Here is a 25,434-nt window from a genome sequence, read left to right as displayed (position 1 = left end):
TTCTTTTGATTCTGACTCTATGCTACTTATTTAATAGCTGGTTATGCCCGCTGCATGTGCGCAAAGAGCAGATTTCGTGCTGCAGTCGAGGCAGGAAGCTGGCCATTGTCCACTTGTTCCAGCAGGGACGGCAACAGGGCGCTGACCGCCGGGTCCTGGCGAAATGCCAGTTTCAGGCCGGCATCGATGCGTTCCCACATCCAGCTCAGCGCCTGATGCTGGCGCCGGCTGGCCAGCTTGCCGTTTGCCGTCTGCAAACCTCTGAACTCCATCACCGCCGCCCAGAATGCATCGACGCCCTTGTTGTGCAGAGCGCTGAGCTGCAGAACTTGCGCATGCCACTGCTTGTCAAAGTCAGCCGCCTGCGCAGCGCCCATGGCGTTGTTGACCAGGCCAAACAGGCGCATGGCCGACTTGATCTGGGCCTCAGCGCGCATTGCGGCGATAGCGTCAATGTCGGCCTTGTTGATGATGACCAGATCGGCCAGTTCCATCACGCCCTTCTTGATCGCCTGCAAATCATCGCCCGCGTTGGGCAGTTGCATGACCACGAACATGTCGGTCATGTTGGCCACGGCCGTTTCGGACTGGCCGACGCCGACGGTTTCGACAATCACCACGTCGTAGCCGGCCGCTTCGCAAACCAGCATGGCTTCGCGGGTTTTCTCTGCCACACCGCCCAGGGTGCAACTCGAAGGACTGGGCCGGATATAGGCTGATTCGTGAACCGAGAGCATTTCCATGCGCGTCTTGTCGCCCAGAATGGAGCCGCCCGACACGCTCGATGAGGGGTCAATGGTCAGCACCGCCACCCGGTGGCCCTGCTTGATCAGGTACAGGCCCAGCACTTCAATGAAGGTGGATTTTCCGACACCCGGCACGCCGCTGATGCCAAGGCGAAACGCCTTGCCGGTGTGCGGCAGCAGCGTGGTGAGCAACTCGTCGCCCTGCGTGCGGTGGTCGGCGCGGGTCGATTCGAGCAGGGTGATGGATTTGGCAATGGCGCGGCGCTGTTGAACCGCGTTGCCGTGCAGCACGCCTTCCAGCAATTCGCCCTCGATCACTTGATAGCAGCCCGGATCTGCTCCAGCACGTCCTTGGCGCTGGCCGGAATCGGCGTGCCGGGGCCGTAGATGCCCTTCACGCCGGCGTCGTACAGCATGTCATAGTCCTGTCGGGGAATCACGCCACCGACGAACACGATGATGTCGTCCGCGCCCTGCTTTTTCAATTCGGCAATGATGGCCGGCACCAGCGTCTTGTGGCCGGCGGCCAGCGTTGAAACGCCCACCGCATGCACGTCGTTTTCAATCGCCTGGCGGGCGCATTCCTCTGGCGTCTGGAACAGTGGGCCCATGTCCACGTCAAAGCCCAGGTCGGCAAATGCGGTGGCAACGACCTTGGCGCCCCGGTCATGGCCGTCCTGGCCGAGCTTGGAAATCATCACGCGCGGGCGGCGGCCTTCGGCTTCGGCAAAGTTGTTGATTTCGCTCTTGAGCGTTTCCCAGCCTTCGGCCGAGTCGTAGGCGGCGGCATACACGCCGCTGACCTTTTGCGTGTCGGCGCGGTGGCGGCCGTACACTTTTTCAAGCGCGTCGCTGACCTCGCCCACCGTGGCGCGCAGCCGCATCGCCTGGATGCTCAGGTCGAGCAAGTTGCCAGAATTGTTCTCTGCTGCAAAAGTAATAGCATCTAATGCATGCTGTACCTGCGCAGAGTCGCGTTTTGATCTAATTTCTTTCAGCCGTTCGATCTGCCCGTCACGCACCGCCACGTTGTCGATGTCGCGAGCGTCAATCGCGTCTTCGGTCTTGAGCCTGTACTTGTTGACACCGACGATCACGTCCTTGCCGCTGTCGATGCGCGCCTGTTTTTCTGCCGCCGCCGCTTCGATCTTGAGCTTCGCCCAGCCGCTGTCCACAGCCTTGACCATGCCGCCCATGGCTTCGACTTCTTCGATGATTGTCCAGGCGGCGTCGGCCATGTCCTGCGTCAGCTTTTCCATCATGTAGCTGCCCGCCCACGGGTCAATCACGCTGGTGATGTGGGTTTCCTCCTGGATGATGAGCTGGGTGTTGCGGGCAATGCGCGAACTGAACTCTGTGGGCAGCGCAATTGCCTCGTCAAAAGAGTTGGTGTGCAGGCTTTGCGTGCCGCCGAATACAGCCGCCATGGCTTCGATGGTGGTGCGCACGACGTTGTTGTACGGGTCCTGCTCGGTCAGGCTCCAGCCGCTGGTCTGGCAGTGGGTGCGCAGCATCAGGCTCTTGGGGTTCTTCGCATCGAAACCCTTCATGATGCGGCACCACAGCAGGCGGGCGGCGCGCATCTTGGCGACTTCAAGGTAGAAATTCATGCCGATGGCCCAGAAAAAGCTCAGGCGTCCGGCAAATCCGTCAACGTCCAGGCCCTTGCCCAGGGCAGTCTTTACATACTCCTTGCCGTCGGCCAGGGTAAATGCCAGCTCCAGCGCCTGATTCGCGCCGGCTTCCTGCATGTGGTAGCCGCTGATCGAGATCGAGTTGAACTTGGGCATGTTCTGCGCCGTGTACTCGATGATGTCGCCAATGATGCGCATGCTGGGCGCAGGCGGATAGATGTAGGTGTTGCGCACCATGAACTCTTTGAGCACATCGTTCTGGATCGTGCCGCTGAGCTGGTCTTGGCGCACGCCCTGCTCTTCTGCCGCGACCACATAGCCGGCCAGCACCGGCAGCACGGCGCCATTCATGGTCATGGAGACGCTGACCTTGTCAAGCGGGATCTCGTTGAACAGGATTTTCATGTCCTCCACGCTGTCAATCGCCACACCGGCCTTGCCGACGTCGCCGGTGACGCGCGGATGGTCGGAGTCATAGCCCCGGTGCGTGGCCAGGTCAAACGCCACCGACACGCCCTGCCCGCCAGCGGCCAGCGCCTTGCGGTAAAACGCGTTGGATTCTTCAGCCGTTGAAAAGCCTGCGTACTGGCGGATGGTCCACGGACGCACCGAATACATCGTGGCCTGCGGGCCTCGAATAAAGGGCTCGAACCCAGGCAGCGTGTTGGTGTAGGGCAGGTCCTTGATGTCCTCGGCGGTGTACAGCGGCTTGACGCTGATGCCATCAGGCGTTTGCCAGTTCAGGGCATTAACGTCACCGCCCGGTGCGGATTTGGCGGCTGATTTGGCCCAGGCTTCCAGGGTGACTTCATTGAAAGAATCAGGCGTTGAACTCATGGCGGGTCGGCATTCTTGGTTGAGCCTGCGAAGCTCCCATGTTTCAACAGGAAAGCCCCAAGGCAAGCAGATAACAATGGCGGAATTTTACATTATTTATAATTATTGATTCAAAATACTTCAACGAACTTTGCCTTAGACTACGGATCCTTATGGCCGAAACCTCTCTTTCTCCCCGAGCGCTTTACGTAGAAGTTGCCGAGCTTTTGCGTCAGCGCATTTTTGAACGAGAACTCGCCCCCGGTAGCTGGATTGACGAACTCAAGCTTGCCGAAGAATACGGCATCAGCCGCACGCCCTTGCGCGAAGCTTTGAAAGTGCTGGCCACCGAAGGTCTGGTGACCATGAAGGTGCGACGCGGAGCCTATGTCACCGAAGTTTCGGACAGCGACCTTGTCGATGTCTACCACCTGCTGGCCTTGCTGGAAAGCGACGCCGCCGAAGTGGTGGCGACCAAGGCCACCGATGTGCAGATCAGGGAACTTCAAGTTTTGCACAACGAACTGGAAAAAGCAGTCAAAAACCGGGAACGGTTTTTTGAAATCAATGAAACTTTTCACATGCGGCTTCTGGAAATTGCCAATAACCGCTGGCGCGACCAGATGGTGGCCGACCTGCGCAAGGTAATGAAACTGAACCGGCACAATTCACTCTTGAAAAGCGGCCGTATCGAGGAATCGCTGCTCGAACATCGCGCCATCATGGCGGCGCTGGTGGCGCGTGATGCTGCTGAAACCGCGCAACGCATGCGCGCGCATTTCAAAAGCGGGTTGAACGCCGCAGCCTGAAATTCAGCCCGTGCTGCCGTTGCGCGGGGGCAGCGGCGTCACTTCCCATTGCTTGATGGTCTTGCCCTTTGCATCAACACTTTCCAGCCGCACCATGAAGCCCCACAAGCGCCCGACATGCTTGAGGACTTCTTTGACTTCTTCATTCAGCGGCCGGCTGTTGTGCTGGGTATGCCGCAGGGTCAGCGAACGGTCACCACGCACATCCACATTCCAGACCTGGATGTTGGGTTCTTGATGGCTTAAGTCGTACTGACGGGCCAGCGCCTCGCGCACATGCCGGTAGCCGCTGTCATCATGAATGGCCGACACTTTGAGTGCCAGTTCCTTGGAGTCATCAAGGATGGAGAACAGGCGAAACTCGCGGATCAGGCGTGGCGAAAGGTACTGCCCGACAAAACTCTCATCCCGAAAATTACGCATGGCATGGTCAAGTGCCTCGTGCCAGTCTGTACCTGCCATGTCAGGGAACCAATGGCGGTCCTCGTCGGTCGGGTGCTCGCAGATGCGGCGAATGTCGGTGAACATGGCAAAGCCCAGCGCGTAAGGATTGATTCCTTGAAAGCCGGGATGCGTCAGCGGTGGCTGGAAAATGACGTTGGTGTGCGAGCGGAGGCTCTCGATCATGAATCCGTCGCTCAGCAGGCCCTCGTCATACATTGCGTTGAGCAGCGTGTAATGCCAAAAAGTTGCCCAACCTTCGTTCATGACTTGGGTTTGCCGCTGCGGATAAAAATATTGGGCAATTTTTCGCACAATACGAACGATTTCTCGCTGCCAGGGCTCCAGCAGAGGCGCATTTTTCTCAATGAAATACAGCAGGTTTTCCTGGGGATCGGCGGGAAAGCGCGAAGTGGCTTTTTCAACCTGCTTTTCAGCCGCCCTGGGCAAGGTGCGCCACAAGTCATTGACCTGCTGCTGCAGGTAGTATTCGCGTTCATTGCGCCGCGACTCTTCCTCTGCCAGCGAGAGTTTTTGTGACCGCTGGTAGCGGTCCACGCCGTAGCTCATCAGGGCATGGCAGCTGTCGAGCAGTTCTTCGACATCGTCAAGCCCGTGCTTTTCCTCGCACTCGGCGATATAAGCCTTGGCATACACCAGGTAATCGATGATGGAAGTCGCATCGGTCCACATTCTGAAAAGGTAGTTGCCCTTGAAAAAGGAATTGTGCCCATAGCAGGCATGGGCCATGACCAGGGCCTGCATCGGCAGCGTGTTTTCCTCCATCAGGTAGGCAATGCAGGGGTTGGAATTGATGACGACCTCATAGGCCAGTCCCATGTGCCCGCGGCGGTAGCTTTTCTCGCTGGCGATGTATTGCTTGCCAAACGACCAGTGCCGGTAGTTCACAGGCATGCCCACAGACGCATAGGTGTCGATCATCTGGTTGGCAGTGATCACCTCCAGTTGCACAGGGTAAGTGTCCAGCCTGAAGCGCCTGGCCATGCGCTCGATTTCGCCATGGTAGGTTTCGATCAGCTCAAACGTCCAGTCCGACGGACTTGGCAGTATGTCATGCCGCTCTGCTAGGCGCTGGAATGGCGCTGCAGGTTCGCCATGAACTTTCGCAGCACCGGTAGAAGGCGGGGTTGCGCTCATGCAGCACTTCCTTTCTTGAACAGTTCTCGAAACACCGGGTAGATGCCAGAGGCATCGGTGACTTTTTGCATGGCGAAATGCGGCTGGCTTTTGCACACCAGGGCGTATTCTTCCCACAGGGTCTGGCTTTCCTCCGCCACTTGCAGATAGGCAAAGTAACGCGAAACCGGCAACAGCTTTTCCACAAGCAGTGCGCGGCATTTGGATGAATCCTGAAGCCAGTTGTCGCCGTCAGATGCCTGGGCACCGTAAATACTCCATTCACTGGGGGAATAGCGTTGCTGGATGATCTGGTGCATCAGCGTCAAGGCGCTGGACGCCACCGTGCCCCCGCTTTCGGTCGAGTGAAAGAATTCATCCTCAGACACCTCTGCTGCCTGTGTGTGGTGGCGGATGAACACAACGTCCGTCTTGTCGTAATGGCGCCTCAAGAACAGATACAGCAAGATGAAAAACCGCTTGGCCATGTCCTTTCGCGTTTCATTCATTGAGCCAGACACATCCATCAAACAGAACATGACAGCGCGCGACGCCGGTAGCGGGGTGCTGACACGGTTGCGATACCGCAGGTCAAACGGGTCCAGAAATGGAATTTGCTGAAGACGAAGCTTCAATGTGTCAATTTCACCTTTCAACGCGAGTATTTCGCCGGCGGGAGAACGTGAGTCCAGCAACAGCACTTCCAACGCCAGTTCCAGCCGATCCAACTGGCGCCGCACATCGCCACCCATGGCAATCCGGCGGCTCAGTGCCTTGCGCATAGAGCGCACCACATGCAGGTTGGTCGGCGTGCCTTCTGAAACAAAGCCGGCCCGGTGGGATTTCCATTCAGGCACATCGGGCAACAACTGGGTACGCAGCAGCCGCGGCAGGGCCAGGTCGTCAAAAAAGTACTGCATGAACTCTTCGCGGGTGATACGGAATTCAAAATCGTCCTGGCTGCTTCCATCCTGGCCTGCACCTGAACCGTTTCCCGCACCGCCCCCACCCGGTGGACGTCCGATCTGGTCGCCACGCACATACTCCCGATTCCCGGGATATACACGCTCCTGACTTCCCCCTGCACCATGCCCAAACACAGGCTCGGAGACATCGCGCCGCGGCAGGGTAATGTTTTCGCCTTGCTCGATGTCATGAATGCTGCGGCCCGACACCGCCTGCCGCACCGCTTCGCGGATCTGACTTCTGTAGCGACGCAGGAAACGTTCCCGGTTGCCTATGGATTTGTTCTTGCCCGACAAGCGTCTGTCGATAACCTGCTGGAGCATGGATTTCTCCGGTTGTGAATGGACAGCCAATCAGTCTGCAGCGAAACGCGCAGGTTGTCAGGAACTCTTGCGAACCCGGAGATACCACTCGCAAAGCAGGCGAACCTGGCGGGCGCTGTAGCCCTTGTCCATCATCCGGTTCAGGAAGTTTTCATGCTTTTGCTTTTCCTCAGCGCTTGCCTTGGCGTTGAATGAGATCACGGGCAACAAGTCCTCCGTGTTGGAAAACATCTTCTTCTCGATCACCGCGCGCAGTTTTTCATAACTGGTCCAGTTCGGATTCTTGCCGGCATTGCTGGCGCGGCTTCGCAGCACGAAATTGACAATTTCGTTGCGGAAATCTTTCGGATTGCTAATGCCTGCGGGCTTTTCGATTTTTTCGAGTTCCGCATTGAGCGATGCCCTGTCAAAAATCTCGCCGGTGTCGGAGTCTCTGAACTCCTGATCCTGAATCCAGAAATCCGCATAGGTCACATAGCGGTCAAAAATATTTTGCCCATATTCCGAATACGACTCCAGGTAAGCCGTCTGGATTTCCTTGCCGATAAATTCGGCATAACGTACCGCCAAGTATTCCTTGATGAATGCCAGGTAGCGCTGCTCGACCTCAGGCGTAAATTGCTCGCGCTCGATCTGCTGCTCCAGAACGTACATGAGATGGACCGGATTGGCGGCGATTTCACTGGAATCAAAATTGAACACTTTGGACAGAATCTTGAAGGCAAAGCGTGTCGATATACCCGTCATTCCTTCGTCAACGCCGGCATAGTCGCGGTACTCCTGATAACTCTTGGCCTTTGGATCAGTGTCTTTCAGGTTCTCTCCGTCATACACCAGCAGCTTGCTGAAAATGCTGGAATTTTCAGGGTCCTTCAGACGCGTCAGCACGGCAAATTGCGCCATCATCTTCAGCGTTCCTGGCGCGCAAATGGCGCCTGACAACGATGAATTGCGGATCAGCTTTTCATAAATGCGGATTTCCTCCGAGGCACGCAGGCAATATGGCACCTTGACGATGTAAATGCGATCCAGAAAAGCTTCGTTGTTCTTGTTGTTCCGGAAGGCTTTCCATTCGCTTTCGTTCGAATGGGCCATCACGATGCCGTCAAATGGAATTGCCCCGAAACCCTCGGTTCCCTTGAAGTTGGCCTCCTGGGTCGCCGTGAGCAAGGGATGGAGAACCTTGATGGGCGCCTTGAACATCTCGACAAACTCCAGTAGTCCTTGGTTGGCCAGGCACAAGCCGCCTGAATAGCTGTAGGCGTCCGGGTCATCCTGGGCGAACAATTCCAGCTTGCGGATGTCGATCTTGCCCACCAGTGTCGAGATGTCCTGATTGTTCTCATCGCCCGGTTCGGTCTTGGCGATGGCACACTGCTTGAGGATCGAAGGGAAACGCTTGACAACGCGAAATTTACGTATGTCGCCGCCATACTCCTCAAGGCGCTTGACCGCCCATGGCGACATGACACGCTGCAAATAACGCGGCGCGATGCCGTACTGGCTTTCAAGCAGGGGAATGTCCTCGGCGTTGTTGAACAGGCCTAATGGCGACTCGTTGACCGGTGAATTTTTCAGCGCGTACAAGGGCACTTGTTCCATCAGTTGTTTGAGCCGTTCGGCAATTGAGGACTTTCCACCGCCCACCGGACCCAGCAGGTAAAGAATCTGCTTCTTTTCTTCCAGCCCTTGTGCCGCATGGCGGAAATATGACACCACCTGCTCGATCGGATCTTCCAAGCCGTAAAAATCACGGAAGGCCGGATAGATCTTGATGACCTTGTTGCCAAAAATACGCGAAAGACGCTGATCGCGGTGCGTGTCGAACACCTCGGGCTCCCCAATGGCAGAAAGCATTCGCTCGGCCGCTGTGGCATAAACCAGCGGATTGCTTTTGCAAAGATCGAGGTATTCCTCAAGGGATAGCTCTTCTTCCCGTGTTTGCTCGTAGCGCGTTAGAAAATTACGGACGACATCCATAGAACCTCCCTTGCATGCTGAACTTGATGACGCAGTGACTAGAACCGGAGACCTGAACAACCTGACTCTACAATTTTCCCCATCTGAAATTTGTATTCAAGGTTATTAACAAGCAGATTAATTTTTTCAAAGAAGTTTGCGCGTCATCAATTAGCTCATGCATGAGCCCGTCAAAGTCTTTAAAGTAATCGCTCGTGTGACTACCTTTGAGAGTCAGGCAGCCGTCAGCGCGTCATGGTGGGCCAAGGCCATAACATCGTGTGGCTCAAGCGCTTTGAGTTTATGGTCGCTCCACACCTGACGCCAACGGCGTGAGCCCGGCAAACCATGGCGTAAACCCAGCATGTGGCGGGCAATGGCACTGAAGGCAGTCCCATTTGCAGTGGCTTCACGCAGCATGTAGTCGCACATCAATGCTTCTACCTCCTCACGGGTTTTGATCCGACCGCCGGAACCAAAAAAATCTTCATCCCATGATGTCAGCCACCAGGGATTGTGATAGGCCTCACGGCCAATCATCACGCCGTCAACTTCAAGCAATTGCGCACTCACCTCTTCACGGGTGTTAACACCGCCATTGATGCAAATCGTGAGATTTGGAAACTCTTTTTTCAGGCGGTGAACCATTTCGTAGCGCAGCGGTGGCACTTCGCGATTTTCCTTGGGGCTCAAGCCTTTCAACCAGGCATTACGGGCATGAACAATGAATGTGTTGCAGCCTGCTTTGCTGACAGTGCCGACAAAATCGCGCACGAACCCATAGGATTCGTCTCTGTCGATTCCAATTCGGTGTTTCACGGTGACAGGAACATCCACAACATCGACCATAGCCTTGACGCAATCAGCAACCAGAGTCGGATCACCCATCAGGGAAGCGCCGAACGCGCCCCGCTGCACCCGTTCGCTTGGACAGCCGCAATTGAGATTGATTTCGCGGTAACCCCACGCTTCACCCAGTCTGGCGCAATGCGCCAAGTCTTTCGGCTCGCTGCCACCGAGTTGCAACGCAACCGGATGCTCCTCGGCATCAAAGCGCAAATGTCTGCCCGCATCGCCATGAATCAGCGCACCAGTCGTCACCATTTCGGTATAGAGCAGCGCGTGTCGTGAGAGCAAACGATGAAAATAGCGGCAATGCCGATCAGTCCAATCCATCATGGGCGCAACGCTCATTCGCCAAGGAGAAGTGACATGAATCGAAGGATCGATAGAAACAGGAATTGACATTGCTCCATTTTCCCTGAAAGCTGCAAAGACCATCACTAAAGGCTTCCCCGTTTTTATCAATCTTTCTGCCACAGAGCATGCAAACCGTGTTGTAAAAGCGCTGCAAGTTAACATCGTTGCTTTGAAAATTCTGCGAATCACGCCTGACCCATGGTCAAAACCGCCGTCACAAGGATGATCACCATGCATTTCTCTTTCTCACCTGCTGTCAGTCGCGGCGCATCTCCCTGCCATCTCCCTGCAAGTTTGATCATGACCGCTTCGCTCATTTTTCTGACTGCCTGCACCTCCGTACAGTTGCCGCCGTGGGTCCCCGGAACACCGCGCCCGTCTGCTCCTGCAAACACAGGGCCCGTAACGATTTTGGTGGAACCAGGGGTTGTCGTGCAAACGACTCCAGTGACTCTACCTTCGGTCATTCCGTCTTTGCCCATCGAAGCGCCACCCCCTTATGGGCCGGCAGTGGCTGCCCGATTCACATCACCCACCATCGTCTATAGCACCCCGGGGCTTCAAACAGGTCATACAAATTTCACGACGCAGGCTGAAATCCACAACTGGCTGAACGATCAGGCAACCGCCTTGTCCCGGTCGGTCGGGGTCAAGGCAGCGCTATTGCCAATGGGATCTTCGCAGCAAGGTCAACCGTTGGAAGCGCTGGTTTTGACCAGGGGAACAGGCACTGACCCTGCCAGTCTTTTGGCCACAGGGCGCCCTACGGTGCTGTTGATCGGCCAGCAGCATGGCGATGAACCCGCAGGCAGCGAAGCCCTGCTGGTCATCGCCCGGGAACTCGCGCAAGGCCTGCTGCAACCGCTGCTTGAACGCATCAATGTTGTGATTGTTCCGCGTATCAACCTTGATGGCGCGACCCGGGGTGAAGCCTTGGGTGCCGGCGGCCAGGACATGGCGCGTGATCATTTGCTGCTCAGCACACCGGAAACCCAAGCGCTGGCCCGGCTGAGCCGCGATTACCAAGCAACTGTTGTCGTGGATGTCGGGGAGTATCAGGTGTCGGACATTTACCAGCAAAAGTTTGGTGCAGTTCAGAAGTCAGATGTTCTCCTGCAATACTCCAGCACGGCCAATTTGCCAGAGTTTTTAACAAAGGCGGATGAAGAATGGTTTCGGCGCCCATTGCTTGCAGCGCTTAAAGGTCAAGGCTTGAGCACCGATTGGTACTACAGCACTTCAGCGGACACGGCAGACCGGACAGTGTCCATGGGTGGCCCTGAACCTGTCACGATCCGCAATGTGGAAGGTTTGAAAAATGCAATCAGCGTAGCAATCTACTCGCGCGGAGCAGGCCTGGGACGACTGCATCTCCAACGGCGGGTGCATACCCATGTCACCGCCATCACTAGCATCCTGGGCAGCACAGCGCAGAGAGCCAAAGACCTGAGCCAGTTGCGTCCTTACCTCGACAAGGAAGTCGCTGGCATGGCCTGCAAAGGCCAGGCGGCAATCGAGGTCGCGAACACGCCAGCACAGTACGATCTGCAAATGCTTGATCCCATCACCGGCGTCGACAAGAGCGTAACGGTAGACTGGGAATCAGCACTGGCGCTGAGAACCCTCAAGTCGAGGGTTCGGCCATGCGGTTACTGGATTGCAGGATCTTCCAAAGTGGCCGTTGAACGTTTGCGACTGCATGGGGTGAAGGTACTTGAAGTGCTTGAACCCAGTGCCATGCTGGGCGACATTTACCGCGAAACAAAGCGCGCAGGAATTGACAAGCAAGAAGGCGCAATAACGAATGGCCGGCCCGCACCGAAAATCGAGGTTTTGCTGGTAAGGGGAGTAATCGATGCACCTGTGGGAAGCTATTACATCCCCTTAAATCAGCCTTTAGCCAACCTGGCCATCGCAGCGTTGGAACCCGACACACAAAGCAGCTTCTTTACAAATCGGCTGGTGAATAATCTCGCAGGCATTGCACGTGTCATGTCCGAACCCTCGTTAAAGTCCGAGGAGTTGCCTTGACGTCACGGCGGTTTGAAGTTCTTTCAGCACGTTTTATATCGGTAGATGCTATGGATGCAGGGAATTTTCTCTCCGTGACCTTGTAAACTGACCTACAGAAAAAATTTTTAGAGTGTGGCGTAATGGCAACTCAACCAAGGAGAAAGTGCTGTGCAACCATTTTTTATAACTTCCAAAATGACGACAATCCAAGGGGTTTTTTACCCTACGGGATACGCATTTGTCGTGTTTCCAGACGCTGAAAACGCTCAACAGGCAGCCCAGAAAATCGAGCAGGCTGGATTCAACGAACAAGACGTCATGTTTCTTACTCCTTCGGTAATATTGCGGGAAATCGGCAGGATCGACGGCGAATCCTCTGTCGAACTGCCCTCTGTCGGAACCGAAGGTGCAACCGTCAATAAATACATTAACCTGGCGCGTGAGGGGCATCATGCCTTGATGGTCAAGGCACCCTCAGATGACGATGCGAAACGACTGATGACAGTGGTGAGGGAATTCCCTTTTTCATATGCCCAAAAATACCACATGCTGGCCATGGAAGACCTTGAATAAGCTTCCAATGGCGGCTTTGAGCGTTATTCAAATTAATAATAAACATTGCTCTACACCTTGAAAAGCCTTTATTTTTAGCTATTAAATATATAGCAAACTCTGCTTATCCAGTATGCGCCAAGATCGATTTTTATCAAAAATCACCCGAACTGTGGGCCAAGCTTTCAAATTTCGTGATCCGGTTGATAAAGGCCAGTTTGACGGTTCCTGTGGGTCCGTTACGTTGCTTGCTGATGATGACCTCAGCCACACCCGGTTCCTTGCAAGCCTCTTTTGTGTAGTACTCATCGCGATAAATGAACATGATGATGTCGGCATCTTGCTCGATGGCTCCGGATTCACGCAGGTCGCTCATCATCGGTCGTTTGTCGGTACGCGACTCAACCCCACGGCTTAACTGCGACAGCGCGATCACAGGGCATTGAAGCTCTTTGGCCAGCATTTTCAGACCGCGTGAAATTTCTCCCACGGCAGTTGCCCGGTTTTCATCCGCCATGCCGCTTGATACGCTCATCAGTTGAAGATAATCGACGACGATCAAACCGAGTTTGCCGCACTGGCGCGCCAAGCGTCTTGCATTGGCACGCAGTTCACTGACCGTTAAGCCTGCAGTCTCGTCAATATGGAGCGAAATAGTTCTCAGCTTTTCTATGGCTTCCGTCAGTCGCGGCCATTCCTCATCGGTCAAGGCGCCGGTACGCAAATGCGTCTGATCTATGCGGCCAATCGAGCCGACGATACGCACTGCCAATTGAGAGGCCCCCATTTCCATGGAGAAAACAGCAACCGGCAGTCCTTCATGCAATGCGACATGCTCGGCGATATTGATGGCGAGTGCAGTTTTTCCCATGGAGGGACGTGCAGCCAGAATGATCAGGTCACCCGCCTGGAATCCCGATGTCATACGGTCCAGGTCAACAAAACCGGTGGGCACGCCGGTGACATCGTTGGGATTCTCAGACATCTCGGTGACGCGGTCCAGCAGGTCCACCACCAGCGTATCCATACTCTGAAAGCCCTGCTGTGACCGGCCGCCTTGCTCGCCAATGTTCAGGATTTTTTGCTCGGCCTCATCAAGAATTACCGTGACGGACTTGCCTTGCGGATTGAAGGCATTGGTCGCGATCTCGTCCGATGCGGCCACCAGTTTGCGCAAGATAGAACGTTCCCGCACAATTTCGGCATAACGCCTGATGTTGCTGGCACTGGGAACATACTGGGCCAGTGCGTTGAGGTAGCTCAGTCCGCCTATTTCGTCATTTTTGCCCAGACTCTGCAGACGTTCGAAGACAGTGATGATGTCAGCCGGCTTGGACGCATTGATGAGCCAACCAATGGCACCATAAATAAGCTGGTGTTCATGACGGTAAAAATCCTGATCTGCAAGAAGATCGCCAACACGGTCCCATGCGCTGTTGTCGAGCAACAGACCGCCCAAAACACTGGATTCGCCTTCAATAGAGTGCGGTGGAATTCTGAGTTGGGCAATCTGGCGGTCAGCGCTGTAAGCTGAATCAGAAAAAGGAGAAAGTACGGCAGACATGGGATTCCTTGGGAAGGCTGAATGTTAAGCCTTAAGCCTTGAAACGCACGAGACGAACGTTTGTGAATTTGGAAAATCAGGTGAAAATGTGGTCGAAAGCCGTTTGCACTCTCGTTTCACAGCCTATCGATTACCTGTTTACTCCAAGAAAAAAGCCGCTCCGAAGAGCGGCTTTTTAAAAGGGATCAGACAACCTGATTAGGCAGTTTCGCCGTAAACCGTCACGGTGATGTCGACCACCACGTCAGTGTGCAAGGCGACGTTGACCAAGTGGTCGCCGACTGTCTTTATCGCGCCATTTGGCAAGCGAATCTGCGATTTGGAAACCACAAACCCTTGCTTAGTCACCTCTTGGGCGATGTCAGCATTGGTAACAGAGCCGAACAAGCGGCCGTCAACACCTGCTTTTTGCGTCAGCTTGACGGTGGTACCACCGAGCTTTTCACCTTGAGCCTGCATTTCAGCCAGTTTGGCTGCAGCAGCTTTTTCAAGCTCGGCACGCTTGACTTCGAATTCCTTGATAGCCGCTGCGGTAGCGCGGCGGGCGCGGCCGAAAGGGATCAGGAAATTGCGTGCATAGCCGTCTTTAACTTTGACGACGTCACCCAGATTTCCAAGGTTCACGACTTTGTCGAGCAGAATAATTTGCATGGTCGTATCTCCTTACAGGCTGCGGTGCTGATCGCTGTAAGGCAGCATCGCCAAGAAGCGAGCGCGCTTGACAGCGGTGTTGATCTGGCGCTGAAAAATAGCGCGAGTGCCGGTCAGGCGTGCGGGAATAATTTTTCCATTTTCAGAAACGAAATCGCGCAGAGTGTCGATATCTTTGTAATCGATTTCTTCAACGCCTGCAGCTGTGAAGCGGCAAAAGCGCTTGCGCTTGAACAACAGCGATTGAGTATTGCGCTTGGGGCGCTTGTCTTTGTTAAAACGTTTTGGTCCGGCCATGATGGACTCCTTAAATAGGGTTCAGTACTTGCTCTGCCTGAGGGATCGGGTGAAGAGCTTGAATATGAAAAACAACGCCTTTACTGGTACGCGCATTGATCAGAAATCCGGTAAACCTGAAGGACTTGGCTAGAGGAAGCTTGACGGCTTGCTCAGCCAGCGTTCCAAAAGCAACGGCCCTTATTGTCAACTTGACTTTCCTGTTTACTCCTGCCTCAAGAACTTCAGACTCATGTTCAAGAATGAAATTAATGGCGGAAATTCCAGAGGGCGTGTATCGCAGAGGACTTAGCTCGGCGATACATGCATTCAAATCAACCTGGTTCACTACGATTAATGTTCCACGTCACCTAGGCGTTCAACGGCATGAGCGGTTAACCCGCAAATTCCTGCTGTTGGGTTTTACGGGCTTCTTCCCTCTCGACATTACGCATCATGAGGGAAGGTCCGGTTTCGGCCTTCTTCTTCACCACGGTCAGGTGGCGCAACACGGCGTCGTTGAATTTGAACGCATGTTCAATTTCTTCCATCACGGCCTGGCTGGCTTCGATGTTGATGCAGAGGTAATGGGCTTTGGCCAATTTCTGGATCAGGTACACCAACTGGCGGCGACCCCAATCTTCAACGCGGTGCACAGTGCCGCCGCCGGCGGTAATCATGCCCTTGTAACGCTCCAGCATGGCTGGGACTTGCTCACTTTGATCCGGATGGATCAGCAAGACGATCTCGTAATGACGCATAACTCTCCTTTTGGTTAATTTAAGCTGCCCCAGCGTCGAACCTGAATGGTTTTTGGGTGCAGCAAGGCGAAGCCCATGATTATAGCCCGTCGGGTATTTGCTTTTTTGATGTCTTGTCTTCTCGGTCTACTGATTCAGCAAAAGACCGTTGATGAACTTTCAAATCTGGGTACCGAATGTAGTCAACAAATGCCTGGATATCCTGAGTGGGTGGTTTTGTAATAAGGCTGACCAGAATGATCACGGCAAAACCAACCGGCACGCCAAAAAGTCCGGCCGAAATAGGGTCGATTCCCCACCAGAGCTGAACCGGAGAAACGATTCCAAAGGTATCGCGTAACCATGGTTGATTGATCACCATGTAATAGGTTGTGACGCCCAGACCCGCCATCATTCCCATCGTGGCTGCTGGACCAGTTGCGCGTTTCCAGAAAATGCCAATGCTCAGTGCCGGAAAAAAAGAAGCGGCAGCAAACGAAAAAGCTGCAGACACCAGAAAAAGAATGTCGGCAGGCTTTTGGGCTGCCACATAGGCAGCGAGCAGGGCCATCACAAGCAGGAGTATTTTTGACAAGGTAACACGGCTGACAGTCGAGGCATTCGGATCAATCATCTTGTAATAAAGGTCATGGCCCAAGGCGTTGGCAATGACGAGCAGCAGTCCATCCGCGGTAGACAACGCAGCGGCCAGTCCGCCTGCGGCAACCAGGGCTGAAATAACATAGGGCAATCCCGCCAGCTCGGGCGTGAGCAACACCACGATGTCGCCGCCGATTGTCATTTCATTAAGCTGCAAGAGATTGTCCATGTTCACATCGACCACGGACAGCAACGCCGGATCGACCTTGTTCCACTCATGAACCCATGCTGGCAACTGGTCAAAAGGGGTGCCAACCAGCACAGTAAAAATTTCGTACTTCACCAGTACAGCCAGTGCAGGTGCAGTGCAGTACAAAAGAAAAACGAAGAACAGGGACCAGGTTACCGATTGCCGCGCTTCCCGAACACTGGGGACCGTGTAGTAACGCATCAGAATGTGCGGCAAGGCCGATGTTCCGACCATCAGGCAAAAAACCAGGGCCAGGAAATTGCGTCTTGACAGGTCATATATCGCTTGTTCTTGCGGCGTTCCCTCAGGATTGCCCAGGAACTGCGCTGCGTGGGCAGGCATGCCGTTCAGAGGCTGGCTTTTGATTTCGTTTGCGGCCTTAGAAACAGACCATTCACGAAGCGCCGTTTCCTCATCTTTTGGCAGGGCTGCCAAGGCCTTGCCCGCCGCAGAAATTTCAGCTACCGATGCATTACCGGCCTTGAGCGCAGCTACCTTTTGGGTGGCGGCGAGTTTGTCGGCAGCCATGGCCCGCGCAGGGTTCTTCATTTTTTCATCCAGCGCTTTTGCACGTTGGCTGAATATGGCGCGAACCTCCAGTTCCTTGGGGTCAAACGTCAACTCTTTTTCCTTGGCAGTCACTTTCTCAAGTTGGTAGCCATAAATCGCCTGGGGAACCGGAATACCCGTCTGTTTGACCGACAGCCAGACCACCGGAATCAGGTAGGCAATCAGTAAAATTATGTATTGCGCCACCTGCGTCCACGTCACCGCGCGCATTCCCCCCAAAAATGAGCAGACCAGTAAGCCGCCAACCCCCAAAAAGATGCCCAGTTCAAAAGCGATGCCGGTCAAATAGGAGGTGATCAGACCCACACCGTAGATCTGTGCAACCAGATAAGTGAACGAGCAAAGTATGGCAGCAGCCAGTCCTATAAACCTTGGCAGATGGCCACCATAACGCTCACCGAGAAAATCCGGAATCGTGAACTGCCCAAACTTTCTCAGGTAGGGAGCCAGTACCAATGCCACCAGGCAATAGCCGCCCGTCCATCCCATGAGGAACGCCAGCCCGCTGTAACCCGTCAGGTAAAGGGTACCCGCCAGCCCCAGGAAGGAAGCCGCCGACATCCAGTCGGCGCCTATCGCCATACCGTTGTAGATGGCCGGAACGCGCCGGCCGGCCACGTAATATTCGTTGGCATCGGTGGTTCGGGTCAATATGCCGATGCCTGCATATGTGGCAATGGTTGACAACAAGAACGTCAGGCCAATCCAAACGTGCGGCATGCCCAGCTGTTCAAGTCCCCCCAGCAGTAATACGTAAATGACCACGCCGAGGGTGAACCATAAATAAATACGGTCCAGCTGGGATTTAAAGCTCTTTTTCGAACGCGAAGATGCTTCACGATGACCTGACAACCCAGCCATGTTTAGTCGTCCTTGTGATCAAGGCCATGCTCGGCATCCAGCTTATTCATGTACCAAGCATAAAAACCGACCAATAAGCAATAAATCATCAAGGATCCTTGCGCGCCCATCCAAAAGCTGAACGGCCAGCCGAAGAAGTTAAAGGTCAGAAACCGCGCAAAATAAACAACTCCAAAGGTAGTGATGAACCAGACGATCAACAATACAGACGTGACCAAAAGGGTTTTCCGCCAGTAGCGACGATGCAATTCACCAGGTGTTGTCATGCCCCAGTCCATTTTTCTGACGATTTGGCCAAGCAACCATGCTGTTCAATTTCGCGTTCGAGTTGCGCACCCACCTTCGGTTCAAACCGGCGCAGGTGATCAAGAACCTGAAGGGCTTTCTCTGGAGCCCCCAATGCCAAATCAACATGCGCCAGCCGATACCAACCATGGGGAGCCATAGGCTGCAGGCTCGTGACTTGCTTCAGTGCATTCCTGGCATCATGCAGCTTGTCCTGCCGGATCAGGACCAGTCCAAGGCCATACCAGGCCTGGTCCATGCTAGGACATTGTCCGATAGCATTCTCAAATGCAGTACAGGCCTCTTCATGACGGTCTGTCTGCTGAAGCACATAAGCCAAATTGAACCAGACAGTTCCCAATTCCTCCTTCGATGCCACGATACGCGTGAGCTGTTGCAGAATCAAAACTGACTCATCAAACCGATTGAGATATGCCAGCACATGGGCGCAGCTGGCAAGCGCATGACAGTCTGCGGGCCAGAGTTCAAGAATTCTGTCGAATCGCGACAGTGCCTTTGTGTGATTGCCGAGTGCCAGCAGTACCAGCGCCTGCATTTTTAAAAAAAGGTACACAAGATGCTGATTCAGTGCTGGTTTTACTTGCATAAATTCACACCCGTCTGGAGGCAGATGCCAATCTTGGCCATGCTGGCTGCGGTCCAAATGAGCAGCATGAGGAAAAAAGCAACCAGCGGCAGATGGCGATCCAGCACTATTTTGGGTGAAAGCCAGCGAGCTGCTCTAACCCAAGGGTGTCCCAGCAATTGGAGAAAAGCATAAAAGGGATTGCCATTGCGTCTGGCACCCGTCAGAAATCCCAGAAGCCATTGTCCACACAGCGAAAGAAGCGCAATTTCCGCAACAAGTTTGAAGGCTGTGACCACAATCAACATGTTGGTCGGCACAAGAAACAAAAATGCACTTCGATTATCAAATAGTGAAATGCAAATGACTGACAGCCCGGATCAGTCAAGAAAATTCCTTGTGCGGCAGGTTGGTCAGATCAATCAGCCAGACGTTTCCAAGTCTCGATCACGGTATCAGGATTCAACGAAATAGAACCAATTCCCTGTTCCTTGAGCCATTGGGCAAAGTCCGCATGATCGCTGGGGCCCTGCCCGCAAATACCCACATATTTCCCCTGACGCTTGCACGCTGAAATAGCCATGCTGAGCAAAGCCTTGACGGCTGGATCGCGCTCGTCAAAGTCCTTGGCCAGAATCTCCAGACCCGAATCGCGGTCCAGACCCAGCGTAAGTTGCGTCAGGTCGTTCGAGCCTATGGAAAAGCCGTCAAAAAACTCAAGAAATTGCTCGGCCAGCACCGCATTGCTCGGCACTTCGCACATCATGATGATTCGCAGGCCTTTTTCGCCGCGCTTGAGGCCGTGTTCAGCCAGCAAATCAGTAACGGCCTTGGCCTGTCCCAAGGTACGGACAAACGGCACCATGACCTCGACATTCGTCAGCCCCATATCATTGCGAACCCGCCTGAGGGCTTCGCATTCCATGGCAAAGGCTTCGCGGAAATCAGTGCTGATGTAGCGTGCGGCGCCGCGAAATCCCAGCATTGGATTTTCTTCTTCAGGCTCGTAGCGCGAGCCGCCAATCAGCTTGCGGTATTCGTTGGACTTGAAGTCCGACAGGCGAACAATGACCGGCTTGGGCCAGAACGCCGCGCCAATGGTGGCAATACCTTCAGCCACCTTGTCAACATAAAACGCACGCGGCGACGCATGGCCGCGCGCTACGCTTTCCACTGCTTTTTTCAGGTCTGGGTCAACATTTGGATAGTCCAGAATTGCCTTGGGATGCACGCCGATGTTGTTGTTGATCACAAACTCCAGCCGCGCCAGACCCACGCCCTGATTTGGAATCTGGCAGAAGTCAAAAGCCAGTTGCGGGTTGCCCACATTCATCATGATCTTGATGTCAATTGGCGGCATCTCGCCTCGCTCGACTTCCGTGATTTCGGTTTCCAGCAAGCCGTCGTAGATCGTGCCGGTGTCGCCTTCAGCGCAGCTCACCGTCACCAGCATGCCGTCCTTGAGTTGCCCGGTGGCATCACCGCAACCCACCACAGCCGGGATGCCAAGTTCACGCGCAATGATCGCCGCGTGGCAGGTACGCCCACCGCGGTTGGTAACAATGGCACTGGCTCGCTTCATTACCGGCTCCCAGTTGGGGTCAGTCATATCGGTAACCAGCACATCGCCTGGACGAACCTGGTCCATGTCCTTGATGTCGTACACGATGCGAACCGGGCCGGTGCCTATTTTCTGGCCAATCGCGCGGCCTTCGGCCAGCACGGTGCCGGTTCCCTTTAGCTTGTAGCGCTGCTCAGCCTTGCCCTTGGCCTGGCTCTTCACGGTTTCTGGACGCGCCTGCAAGATATACAACTCACCGTCCGTTCCATCTTTACCCCATTCAATGTCCATCGGGCGGCCATAGTGGTTTTCAATGATCACCGCATAGCGCGCCAGTTGCTCGACATCCGCGTCGGTTAATGAAAAGCGATTACGCAGCTCAATCGGCACATCAGTGGTCTTGACCAGCTTGCCATTGGATTTTTTTTCTTCTGCTGTGGTGAACTCCATCTGCAGGAGCTTGGAGCCCAGGTTTCGGCGTATGACCGCACGGTTGCCAGCATTGAGCATCGGCTTGTGAACATAAAACTCGTCCGGATTCACAGCGCCCTGCACTACTGTTTCTCCCAGGCCGTAACTGGAAGTGATGAACACCACATCCTCGAATCCGCTTTCGGTGTCGATGGTGAACATCACCCCGGCAGCGCCCAGGTCACTTCGCACCATGCGCTGCACGCCGGCAGAAAGGGCCACGTCGGAATGGGCAAAGCCCTGGTGGACACGGTAGCTGATGGCGCGGTCGTTGTAGAGGGAAGCAAACACCTCTTTCATCTTGTGCAGCACATCCTCAATGCCGACAACATTCAAAAAGGTTTCCTGCTGGCCGGCAAAGGACGCATCGGGCAGATCTTCTGCCGTGGCTGATGAACGTACAGCAAAACTGGCCTGCGAATTGCTCGCGCTCAGGCTGGCAAAGCTGCTTCGTACAGCCTGCTCGAATTCAGGGGGAAAAGGTTGTGCCTCTACCATTTGACGAATCTGCGCACCGGCTTGGGCTAGCGCCCGCACATCTTCGGTATCAAGCGCGTCAAGGACGGCATTGATTTTTCCATCAAGTCCGGCATGGGCCAGAAACTCGCGAAACGCGTGCGCCGTGGTGGCAAAGCCAGTCGGCACCTGCACACCCTGCGGACCGGTGGGCAGTTGCGAAATCATTTCGCCCAGGCTGGCATTTTTGCCGCCGACCGAATCGACATCGGTCATCCTCAGGTTTTCAAACGGCACAACCAAGGCGTTTGCGTCAAACAGGTTAGACATGGAAATACTCCGGGAGGTTAAAAATCGGCGATATCAGTGCAGTGCAGCCTTAAACCTGATTGTTCTTTTTGAGGGCTTGGCTGGCGCACTGAACCATAAACTGGATAATTGACCCGATTGTAGGGGGCTGTCATCCAACCCCCTTCCCTCGTTTTTCATCTGCCTGAATCGAGCATCATGTCAAATCGCACCGTGTTTTTCATCTCTGACGGCACCGGCATCACGGCGGAAACCTTTGGCAACGCCATCCTGGCCCAGTTCGAGATCAATCCTCGCCATGTTCGCCTGCCCTTCATCGACACCGTTGACAAAGCCCATCAGGCGATCCGGCATATCAACCACACTGGCGACCTGGAAGGCAAGCGGCCCATTGTTTTCACAACGCTGGTAAACATGAATATCCTGGCGGTCATCAAGGCGCAATGCAACGGCATGCTGCTGGACATGTTTGGCATGTTTGTCGCGCCTCTGGAAAGCGAACTGGGCATCAAGTCAAACCATCGGGTTGGCCGTTTTTCAGATGCCTCCAAGAGCAAGGCCTATGACGACCGTATCGAGGCAATTAATTTTTCGCTGGCGCACGACGATGGCCAAAGCCATCGGGACCTTGCGGGCTCTGACGTGATCCTGGTCGGTGTAAGCCGCAGCGGAAAAACCCCGACGACGTTATACCTGGCCATGCAATACGGTTTGAAAGCGTCAAATTACCCATTGATTCCGGAAGACTTTGATCGTCGGCAGTTGCCACCGGCGCTGGTGCCTCATCGCAAAAAAATCTTTGGGCTGACGATCAATCCTGAACGCTTGAGTCAGATACGCAATGAACGTCGGCCTAATTCAACCTATTCCAGCCTGGCCAACTGCCGGCACGAAATTCATGAAGCCGAGGCCATGATGCGTCGCGAAGGCATTCGCTGGCTGTCCACTACGACCAAGTCCATCGAAGAAATTGCCACCACGATTCTTCAGGAAATCAAACCGGAACGGCTTGAGTATTGATTGTGTAAATTGCAGGTTTTTTTCATGTACAGCAGTTCGCTATGATTTAAATAGCAGCTCACATATGACCCTATTGCGCAAAAGCCTGTTTATGCTGAAAATTTAGTTTTGCTTTGAATAAAAATTTCACCATTCCTGAAGCCTCAACGACGAAATAGCCATCCTCAATTCAATGTATAGATAAAACCTATTTTATTTATGTACTTATAAGTCTTAAACTATGGCTTCAGTTAGATTTCTAACCAACCCGAAAGTAAAAATTCATGTCCCTGATCAATACCGAAGTCGTCCCATTCAATGCCACTGCCTACCAAAATGGAAAGTTTGTACCGGTAAGCAACGAGAAGATCAAAGGCAAATGGTCAGTATTTGTTTTCTTCCCAGCAGCCTTCACTTTTGTATGCCCTACCGAATTGGGAGACCTGGCTGATAACTATGCTGAATTCCAAAAAATGGGTGTCGACATCTACGGTGTCTCAACCGACACCCACTTCACGCATAAAGCATGGCACGACAGCTCGCCTGAAATGAGCAAAGTCCAGTACGCTTTGGTGGGCGACCCGGCACATGTTTTGGCTAAAGGCTTTGACGTTTTGATAGAAGATGGCGACGCCGCCGGTCTGTGCCTTCGCGGTACGTTCATTGTCAACCCGGAAGGCAAGATCCAGACCATTGAAGTGCACCCAGACGGCATTGGCCGCGACGCCAAGGAATTGTTGCGCCGCCTCAAGGCAGCCCAGTACATCGCCGCTCATCCTGGTGAAGTTTGCCCCGCGAAGTGGAACGAAGGCGCCGAAACGTTGAAGCCTTCGTTTGACCTGGTCGGCAAGATCTAAGTAAACCTGTGAGCGCTACAGCCCGGGCGCGAATGCACCCGGGCTTTTTTATTTCTCTACGTAATTCTTAAAGTGGGACTTCCATGCTCGACGCCAGCACAAAAGCACAATTGAACAGCTACCTCGAACGCGCTACGCAGCCAATTGAAATCGTAGCCTCGCTTGACGAAAGCAAAGCGTCGGGAGAGTTGCAGTCGCTGCTAAAAGATATTGCCGACGTCTCCCCGCTGGTCAAGGTCAGCGAAAGTCGCGACGACAACCACCGCAAACCGTCATTTTCCATCAACCGTCCAGGCGAAAACCACGGCCCTCGCTTTGCCGGCCTGCCGATGGGCCATGAATTCACCTCGCTGATCCTCGCCCTGTTGCAAATTGGCGGTTATCCGCCTAAGGTGGAAGCGGATATTCTTGAACAAATTCGCGCCCTTGATGGAGACTTCAAATTCGAAATTTATGTCTCATTGACCTGCCACAGTTGCCCTGACGTGGTGCAGGCCCTTAACTTGATGGCTGTTCAGAATCCGCGCATCACTAACACCATGATCGACGGCGCATTGTTCCAGGATGAAGTCAAGGAACGCCAGATCATGGCGGTGCCGACCGTGTTTCTCAATGGCACTGAATTCAGCCAAGGGCGCATGAGCCTGGAAGAAATACTGGCCAAGATCGACACCAGTGGAGTTGAGCGCGAAGCCAGGAAAATCGCTGCCAAGGCGCCGTTTGATGTACTGATCGTTGGTGGTGGTCCTGCCGGTGCAGCTGCTGCGGTATATGCTGCGCGCAAAGGAATTCGAACCGGCGTCGCATCAGAACGCTTCGGTGGACAAGTGCTTGACACACTGGGCATCGAAAACTTCATTTCACTGCAACATACCGAAGGCCCGCAGTTTGCAGTCGCGCTTGAACAGCATGTACGTGATTACGATGTCGACATCATGAATATGCAGCGCGCCAAGTCGCTGATTCCCAACGCCGGTCCGGGCAAGGACATGATCGAGATTCAGCTCGACAGCGGTGCTTCCCTTCAAGCCAGATCAGTCATCATTTCGACAGGCGCACGCTGGCGCAACATCAACGTGCCAGGTGAGCATGAATACAAGAACAAGGGTGTCGCTTATTGCCCGCACTGCGATGGCCCCCTGTTCAAGGGAAAACGCGTCGCGGTCATCGGAGGTGGCAATTCAGGCGTTGAAGCGGCCATCGACCTGGCAGGTATTGTTGGACATGTGACGTTGATTGAATTCGACAGTGCACTGCGCGCTGATGCCGTCTTGCAGCGCAAGTTGCACAGCCTGAAGAACGTGAGCGTATTCACGCATGCTCAAACGACTGAAATTACTGGTGACAGTCAGAAAGTGAACGGTTTGGTGTACAAAGATCGTTCAAGCGGCGAGTTACGCAAGGTTGAACTTGAAGGTGTTTTTATCCAGATCGGCCTGATTCCCAACACTGACTGGCTCAAAGGAACGGTTGAGCTGTCTAAGCATGGCGAAATTGTGGTCGATGCAAGGGGACAGACATCGTTGCCGGGAGTTTTTGCAGCGGGTGATGCAACAACCGTACCTTTCAAGCAGATTATTATTGCGGCCGGTGATGGTGCCAAGGCAGCATTAAGCGCTTTTGACCATCTGATTCGCACATCGGTGCCAGTGGTTGAATTGGAGCCAGTTTTGGCAGACTGAAGTTAACCATGTGTATCAGGTTGCGCGTTGCCTGGTACACATCGGTATGTCATATCTTGAAATTGAAATTCATGTTTGGGCTACACGCTAACGCGCATGTCGGCACCCAAATTAAATCCG

At 54.1% G+C, this 25,434-nt stretch carries 23 protein-coding genes; 6 read left to right on the top strand and 17 right to left on the bottom strand.

The features are described from left to right. Window positions 1-41: 41 nt before the first annotated feature. Complete coding sequence (gene meaB / locus H4V98_RS10970) at window positions 42-1,064, bottom strand: methylmalonyl Co-A mutase-associated GTPase MeaB (RefSeq protein ID WP_280757502.1); 1,023 nt, start codon at window positions 1,062-1,064, stop codon at window positions 42-44. Next, window positions 1,061-3,217, bottom strand: a complete 2,157-nt coding sequence (gene scpA / locus H4V98_RS10965; RefSeq protein WP_196863217.1) for a methylmalonyl-CoA mutase — start codon at window positions 3,215-3,217, stop codon at window positions 1,061-1,063. The genes meaB and scpA overlap by 4 nt, the downstream gene beginning before the upstream one ends. Before the next feature lie 152 nt (window positions 3,218-3,369). On the opposite strand from scpA, the gene H4V98_RS10960 reads away from it, so the two are divergent. Next, window positions 3,370-4,005 carry a GntR family transcriptional regulator gene (locus H4V98_RS10960; RefSeq protein WP_196863218.1) on the top strand — a complete coding sequence of 212 codons (636 nt, stop codon included), beginning with the start codon at window positions 3,370-3,372 and terminating at the stop codon, window positions 4,003-4,005. Between the two features lie 3 nt (window positions 4,006-4,008). On the opposite strand, the gene H4V98_RS10955 is transcribed toward H4V98_RS10960, so the two are convergent. The 5 genes from H4V98_RS10955 to H4V98_RS10935 form a co-directional block, all read right to left on the bottom strand. After that, window positions 4,009-5,604, bottom strand: coding sequence for a SpoVR family protein (locus tag H4V98_RS10955; protein WP_231374698.1), 1,596 nt, complete (start codon window positions 5,602-5,604; stop codon window positions 4,009-4,011). Further along, window positions 5,601-6,872: a YeaH/YhbH family protein gene (locus H4V98_RS10950; protein ID WP_196863219.1), complete on the bottom strand. Its 1,272-nt coding sequence runs from the start codon at window positions 6,870-6,872 to the stop codon at window positions 5,601-5,603. The genes H4V98_RS10955 and H4V98_RS10950 overlap by 4 nt, the downstream gene beginning before the upstream one ends. A gap of 57 nt (window positions 6,873-6,929) precedes the next feature. Continuing rightward, complete coding sequence (locus H4V98_RS10945; RefSeq protein ID WP_196863220.1) at window positions 6,930-8,852, bottom strand: PrkA family serine protein kinase; 1,923 nt, start codon at window positions 8,850-8,852, stop codon at window positions 6,930-6,932. Between the two features lie 213 nt (window positions 8,853-9,065). Beyond that, window positions 9,066-10,079 carry a tRNA dihydrouridine(20/20a) synthase DusA gene (gene dusA, locus H4V98_RS10940; protein WP_196863221.1) on the bottom strand — a complete coding sequence of 338 codons (1,014 nt, stop codon included), beginning with the start codon at window positions 10,077-10,079 and terminating at the stop codon, window positions 9,066-9,068. 137 nt (window positions 10,080-10,216) lie between these two features. After that, window positions 10,217-10,348, bottom strand: coding sequence for a hypothetical protein (locus H4V98_RS10935; protein ID WP_255532164.1), 132 nt, complete (start codon window positions 10,346-10,348; stop codon window positions 10,217-10,219). Between the two features lie 193 nt (window positions 10,349-10,541). Here H4V98_RS10935 and H4V98_RS10930 point away from each other — a divergent pair, with 193 nt between their 5' ends. Further along, on the top strand, window positions 10,542-12,062 hold the full coding sequence (locus H4V98_RS10930) for a M14 family metallopeptidase (RefSeq protein WP_280757501.1): 1,521 nt from the start codon (window positions 10,542-10,544) through the stop codon (window positions 12,060-12,062). 177 nt (window positions 12,063-12,239) lie between these two features. Then, window positions 12,240-12,617: an RNA-binding protein gene (locus H4V98_RS10925; RefSeq protein ID WP_231374699.1), complete on the top strand. Its 378-nt coding sequence runs from the start codon at window positions 12,240-12,242 to the stop codon at window positions 12,615-12,617. Window positions 12,618-12,750: 133 nt separating this feature from the next. On the opposite strand, the gene dnaB is transcribed toward H4V98_RS10925, so the two are convergent. The 10 genes from dnaB to ppsA all read right to left on the bottom strand — a co-directional run bounded on the left by dnaB (window position 12,751) and on the right by ppsA (window position 21,797). Further along, a complete protein-coding gene (gene dnaB, locus H4V98_RS10920) occupies window positions 12,751-14,160 on the bottom strand; it encodes a replicative DNA helicase (protein ID WP_196863222.1) in 1,410 nt (469 codons plus the stop codon). Window positions 14,161-14,358: 198 nt separating this feature from the next. Then, window positions 14,359-14,811, bottom strand: a complete 453-nt coding sequence (gene rplI, locus H4V98_RS10915) for a 50S ribosomal protein L9 (RefSeq protein ID WP_196863223.1) — start codon at window positions 14,809-14,811, stop codon at window positions 14,359-14,361. Between the two features lie 12 nt (window positions 14,812-14,823). Beyond that, window positions 14,824-15,108, bottom strand: a complete 285-nt coding sequence (rpsR, locus tag H4V98_RS10910; protein ID WP_011801778.1) for a 30S ribosomal protein S18 — start codon at window positions 15,106-15,108, stop codon at window positions 14,824-14,826. Between the two features lie 10 nt (window positions 15,109-15,118). Next, window positions 15,119-15,436, bottom strand: coding sequence for a primosomal replication protein N (priB, locus tag H4V98_RS10905; protein ID WP_196863224.1), 318 nt, complete (start codon window positions 15,434-15,436; stop codon window positions 15,119-15,121). Window positions 15,437-15,482: 46 nt separating this feature from the next. Continuing rightward, window positions 15,483-15,848 (bottom strand): 30S ribosomal protein S6, encoded by a 366-nt coding sequence (gene rpsF, locus H4V98_RS10900; RefSeq protein WP_196863225.1) that lies wholly within the window; start codon window positions 15,846-15,848, stop codon window positions 15,483-15,485. Between the two features lie 79 nt (window positions 15,849-15,927). Continuing rightward, the gene (locus tag H4V98_RS10895; protein ID WP_196863226.1) at window positions 15,928-18,108 is read right to left on the bottom strand and encodes a sodium:solute symporter family protein; all 2,181 of its coding nucleotides are present in this window, start codon (window positions 18,106-18,108) and stop codon (window positions 15,928-15,930) included. Between the two features lie 2 nt (window positions 18,109-18,110). Beyond that, the gene (locus H4V98_RS10890) at window positions 18,111-18,374 is read right to left on the bottom strand and encodes a DUF4212 domain-containing protein (RefSeq protein WP_196863227.1); all 264 of its coding nucleotides are present in this window, start codon (window positions 18,372-18,374) and stop codon (window positions 18,111-18,113) included. Beyond that, window positions 18,371-19,000 carry a tetratricopeptide repeat protein gene (locus H4V98_RS10885; protein WP_196863228.1) on the bottom strand — a complete coding sequence of 210 codons (630 nt, stop codon included), beginning with the start codon at window positions 18,998-19,000 and terminating at the stop codon, window positions 18,371-18,373. The genes H4V98_RS10890 and H4V98_RS10885 overlap by 4 nt, the downstream gene beginning before the upstream one ends. Continuing rightward, window positions 18,991-19,287: a hypothetical protein gene (locus H4V98_RS10880; protein ID WP_196863229.1), complete on the bottom strand. Its 297-nt coding sequence runs from the start codon at window positions 19,285-19,287 to the stop codon at window positions 18,991-18,993. Before H4V98_RS10880 ends, H4V98_RS10885 begins: the two co-directional genes overlap by 10 nt. Before the next feature lie 110 nt (window positions 19,288-19,397). Beyond that, complete coding sequence (gene ppsA / locus H4V98_RS10875; RefSeq protein ID WP_196863230.1) at window positions 19,398-21,797, bottom strand: phosphoenolpyruvate synthase; 2,400 nt, start codon at window positions 21,795-21,797, stop codon at window positions 19,398-19,400. Between the two features lie 177 nt (window positions 21,798-21,974). Here ppsA and H4V98_RS10870 point away from each other — a divergent pair, with 177 nt between their 5' ends. The 3 genes from H4V98_RS10870 to ahpF all read left to right on the top strand — a co-directional run bounded on the left by H4V98_RS10870 (window position 21,975) and on the right by ahpF (window position 25,314). Further along, complete coding sequence (locus tag H4V98_RS10870) at window positions 21,975-22,796, top strand: pyruvate, water dikinase regulatory protein (RefSeq protein WP_196863231.1); 822 nt, start codon at window positions 21,975-21,977, stop codon at window positions 22,794-22,796. A 263-nt stretch (window positions 22,797-23,059) separates the two neighbouring features. Beyond that, a complete protein-coding gene (ahpC, locus tag H4V98_RS10865) occupies window positions 23,060-23,632 on the top strand; it encodes an alkyl hydroperoxide reductase subunit C (protein WP_196863232.1) in 573 nt (190 codons plus the stop codon). Between the two features lie 83 nt (window positions 23,633-23,715). Continuing rightward, window positions 23,716-25,314, top strand: a complete 1,599-nt coding sequence (ahpF, locus tag H4V98_RS10860; protein ID WP_196863233.1) for an alkyl hydroperoxide reductase subunit F — start codon at window positions 23,716-23,718, stop codon at window positions 25,312-25,314. Window positions 25,315-25,434 lie beyond the last annotated feature (120 nt).

The organism is Polaromonas sp. CG_23.6, from assembly GCF_029892315.1.
GTDB lineage: Bacteria > Pseudomonadota > Gammaproteobacteria > Burkholderiales > Burkholderiaceae_C > Polaromonas.
Note: the sequence above shows the minus strand (reverse complement) of the source record. Positions and strands in the feature narration are given on the sequence as shown.

What these genes read in the sequence shown, in the direction of transcription:
- scpA (WP_196863217.1), bottom strand. Translation starts at nt 3,217, where the DNA reads ATGAGTTCAACGCCTGATTCTTTCAATGAAGTCACCCTGGAAGCCTGG.
- H4V98_RS10960 (WP_196863218.1), top strand. Translation starts at nt 3,370, where the DNA reads ATGGCCGAAACCTCTCTTTCTCCCCGAGCGCTTTACGTAGAAGTTGCC.
- H4V98_RS10955 (WP_231374698.1), bottom strand. Translation starts at nt 5,604, where the DNA reads ATGAGCGCAACCCCGCCTTCTACCGGTGCTGCGAAAGTTCATGGCGAA.
- H4V98_RS10950 (WP_196863219.1), bottom strand. Translation starts at nt 6,872, where the DNA reads ATGCTCCAGCAGGTTATCGACAGACGCTTGTCGGGCAAGAACAAATCC.
- H4V98_RS10945 (WP_196863220.1), bottom strand. Translation starts at nt 8,852, where the DNA reads ATGGATGTCGTCCGTAATTTTCTAACGCGCTACGAGCAAACACGGGAA.
- dusA (WP_196863221.1), bottom strand. Translation starts at nt 10,079, where the DNA reads ATGTCAATTCCTGTTTCTATCGATCCTTCGATTCATGTCACTTCTCCT.
- H4V98_RS10935 (WP_255532164.1), bottom strand. Translation starts at nt 10,348, where the DNA reads ATGAGCGAAGCGGTCATGATCAAACTTGCAGGGAGATGGCAGGGAGAT.
- H4V98_RS10925 (WP_231374699.1), top strand. Translation starts at nt 12,240, where the DNA reads ATGACGACAATCCAAGGGGTTTTTTACCCTACGGGATACGCATTTGTC.
- dnaB (WP_196863222.1), bottom strand. Translation starts at nt 14,160, where the DNA reads ATGTCTGCCGTACTTTCTCCTTTTTCTGATTCAGCTTACAGCGCTGAC.
- rplI (WP_196863223.1), bottom strand. Translation starts at nt 14,811, where the DNA reads ATGCAAATTATTCTGCTCGACAAAGTCGTGAACCTTGGAAATCTGGGT.
- rpsR (WP_011801778.1), bottom strand. Translation starts at nt 15,108, where the DNA reads ATGGCCGGACCAAAACGTTTTAACAAAGACAAGCGCCCCAAGCGCAAT.
- rpsF (WP_196863225.1), bottom strand. Translation starts at nt 15,848, where the DNA reads ATGCGTCATTACGAGATCGTCTTGCTGATCCATCCGGATCAAAGTGAG.
- H4V98_RS10895 (WP_196863226.1), bottom strand. Translation starts at nt 18,108, where the DNA reads ATGGCTGGGTTGTCAGGTCATCGTGAAGCATCTTCGCGTTCGAAAAAG.
- H4V98_RS10890 (WP_196863227.1), bottom strand. Translation starts at nt 18,374, where the DNA reads ATGACAACACCTGGTGAATTGCATCGTCGCTACTGGCGGAAAACCCTT.
- H4V98_RS10885 (WP_196863228.1), bottom strand. Translation starts at nt 19,000, where the DNA reads ATGCAAGTAAAACCAGCACTGAATCAGCATCTTGTGTACCTTTTTTTA.
- H4V98_RS10880 (WP_196863229.1), bottom strand. Translation starts at nt 19,287, where the DNA reads ATGTTGATTGTGGTCACAGCCTTCAAACTTGTTGCGGAAATTGCGCTT.
- ppsA (WP_196863230.1), bottom strand. Translation starts at nt 21,797, where the DNA reads ATGTCTAACCTGTTTGACGCAAACGCCTTGGTTGTGCCGTTTGAAAAC.
- H4V98_RS10870 (WP_196863231.1), top strand. Translation starts at nt 21,975, where the DNA reads ATGTCAAATCGCACCGTGTTTTTCATCTCTGACGGCACCGGCATCACG.
- ahpC (WP_196863232.1), top strand. Translation starts at nt 23,060, where the DNA reads ATGTCCCTGATCAATACCGAAGTCGTCCCATTCAATGCCACTGCCTAC.
- ahpF (WP_196863233.1), top strand. Translation starts at nt 23,716, where the DNA reads ATGCTCGACGCCAGCACAAAAGCACAATTGAACAGCTACCTCGAACGC.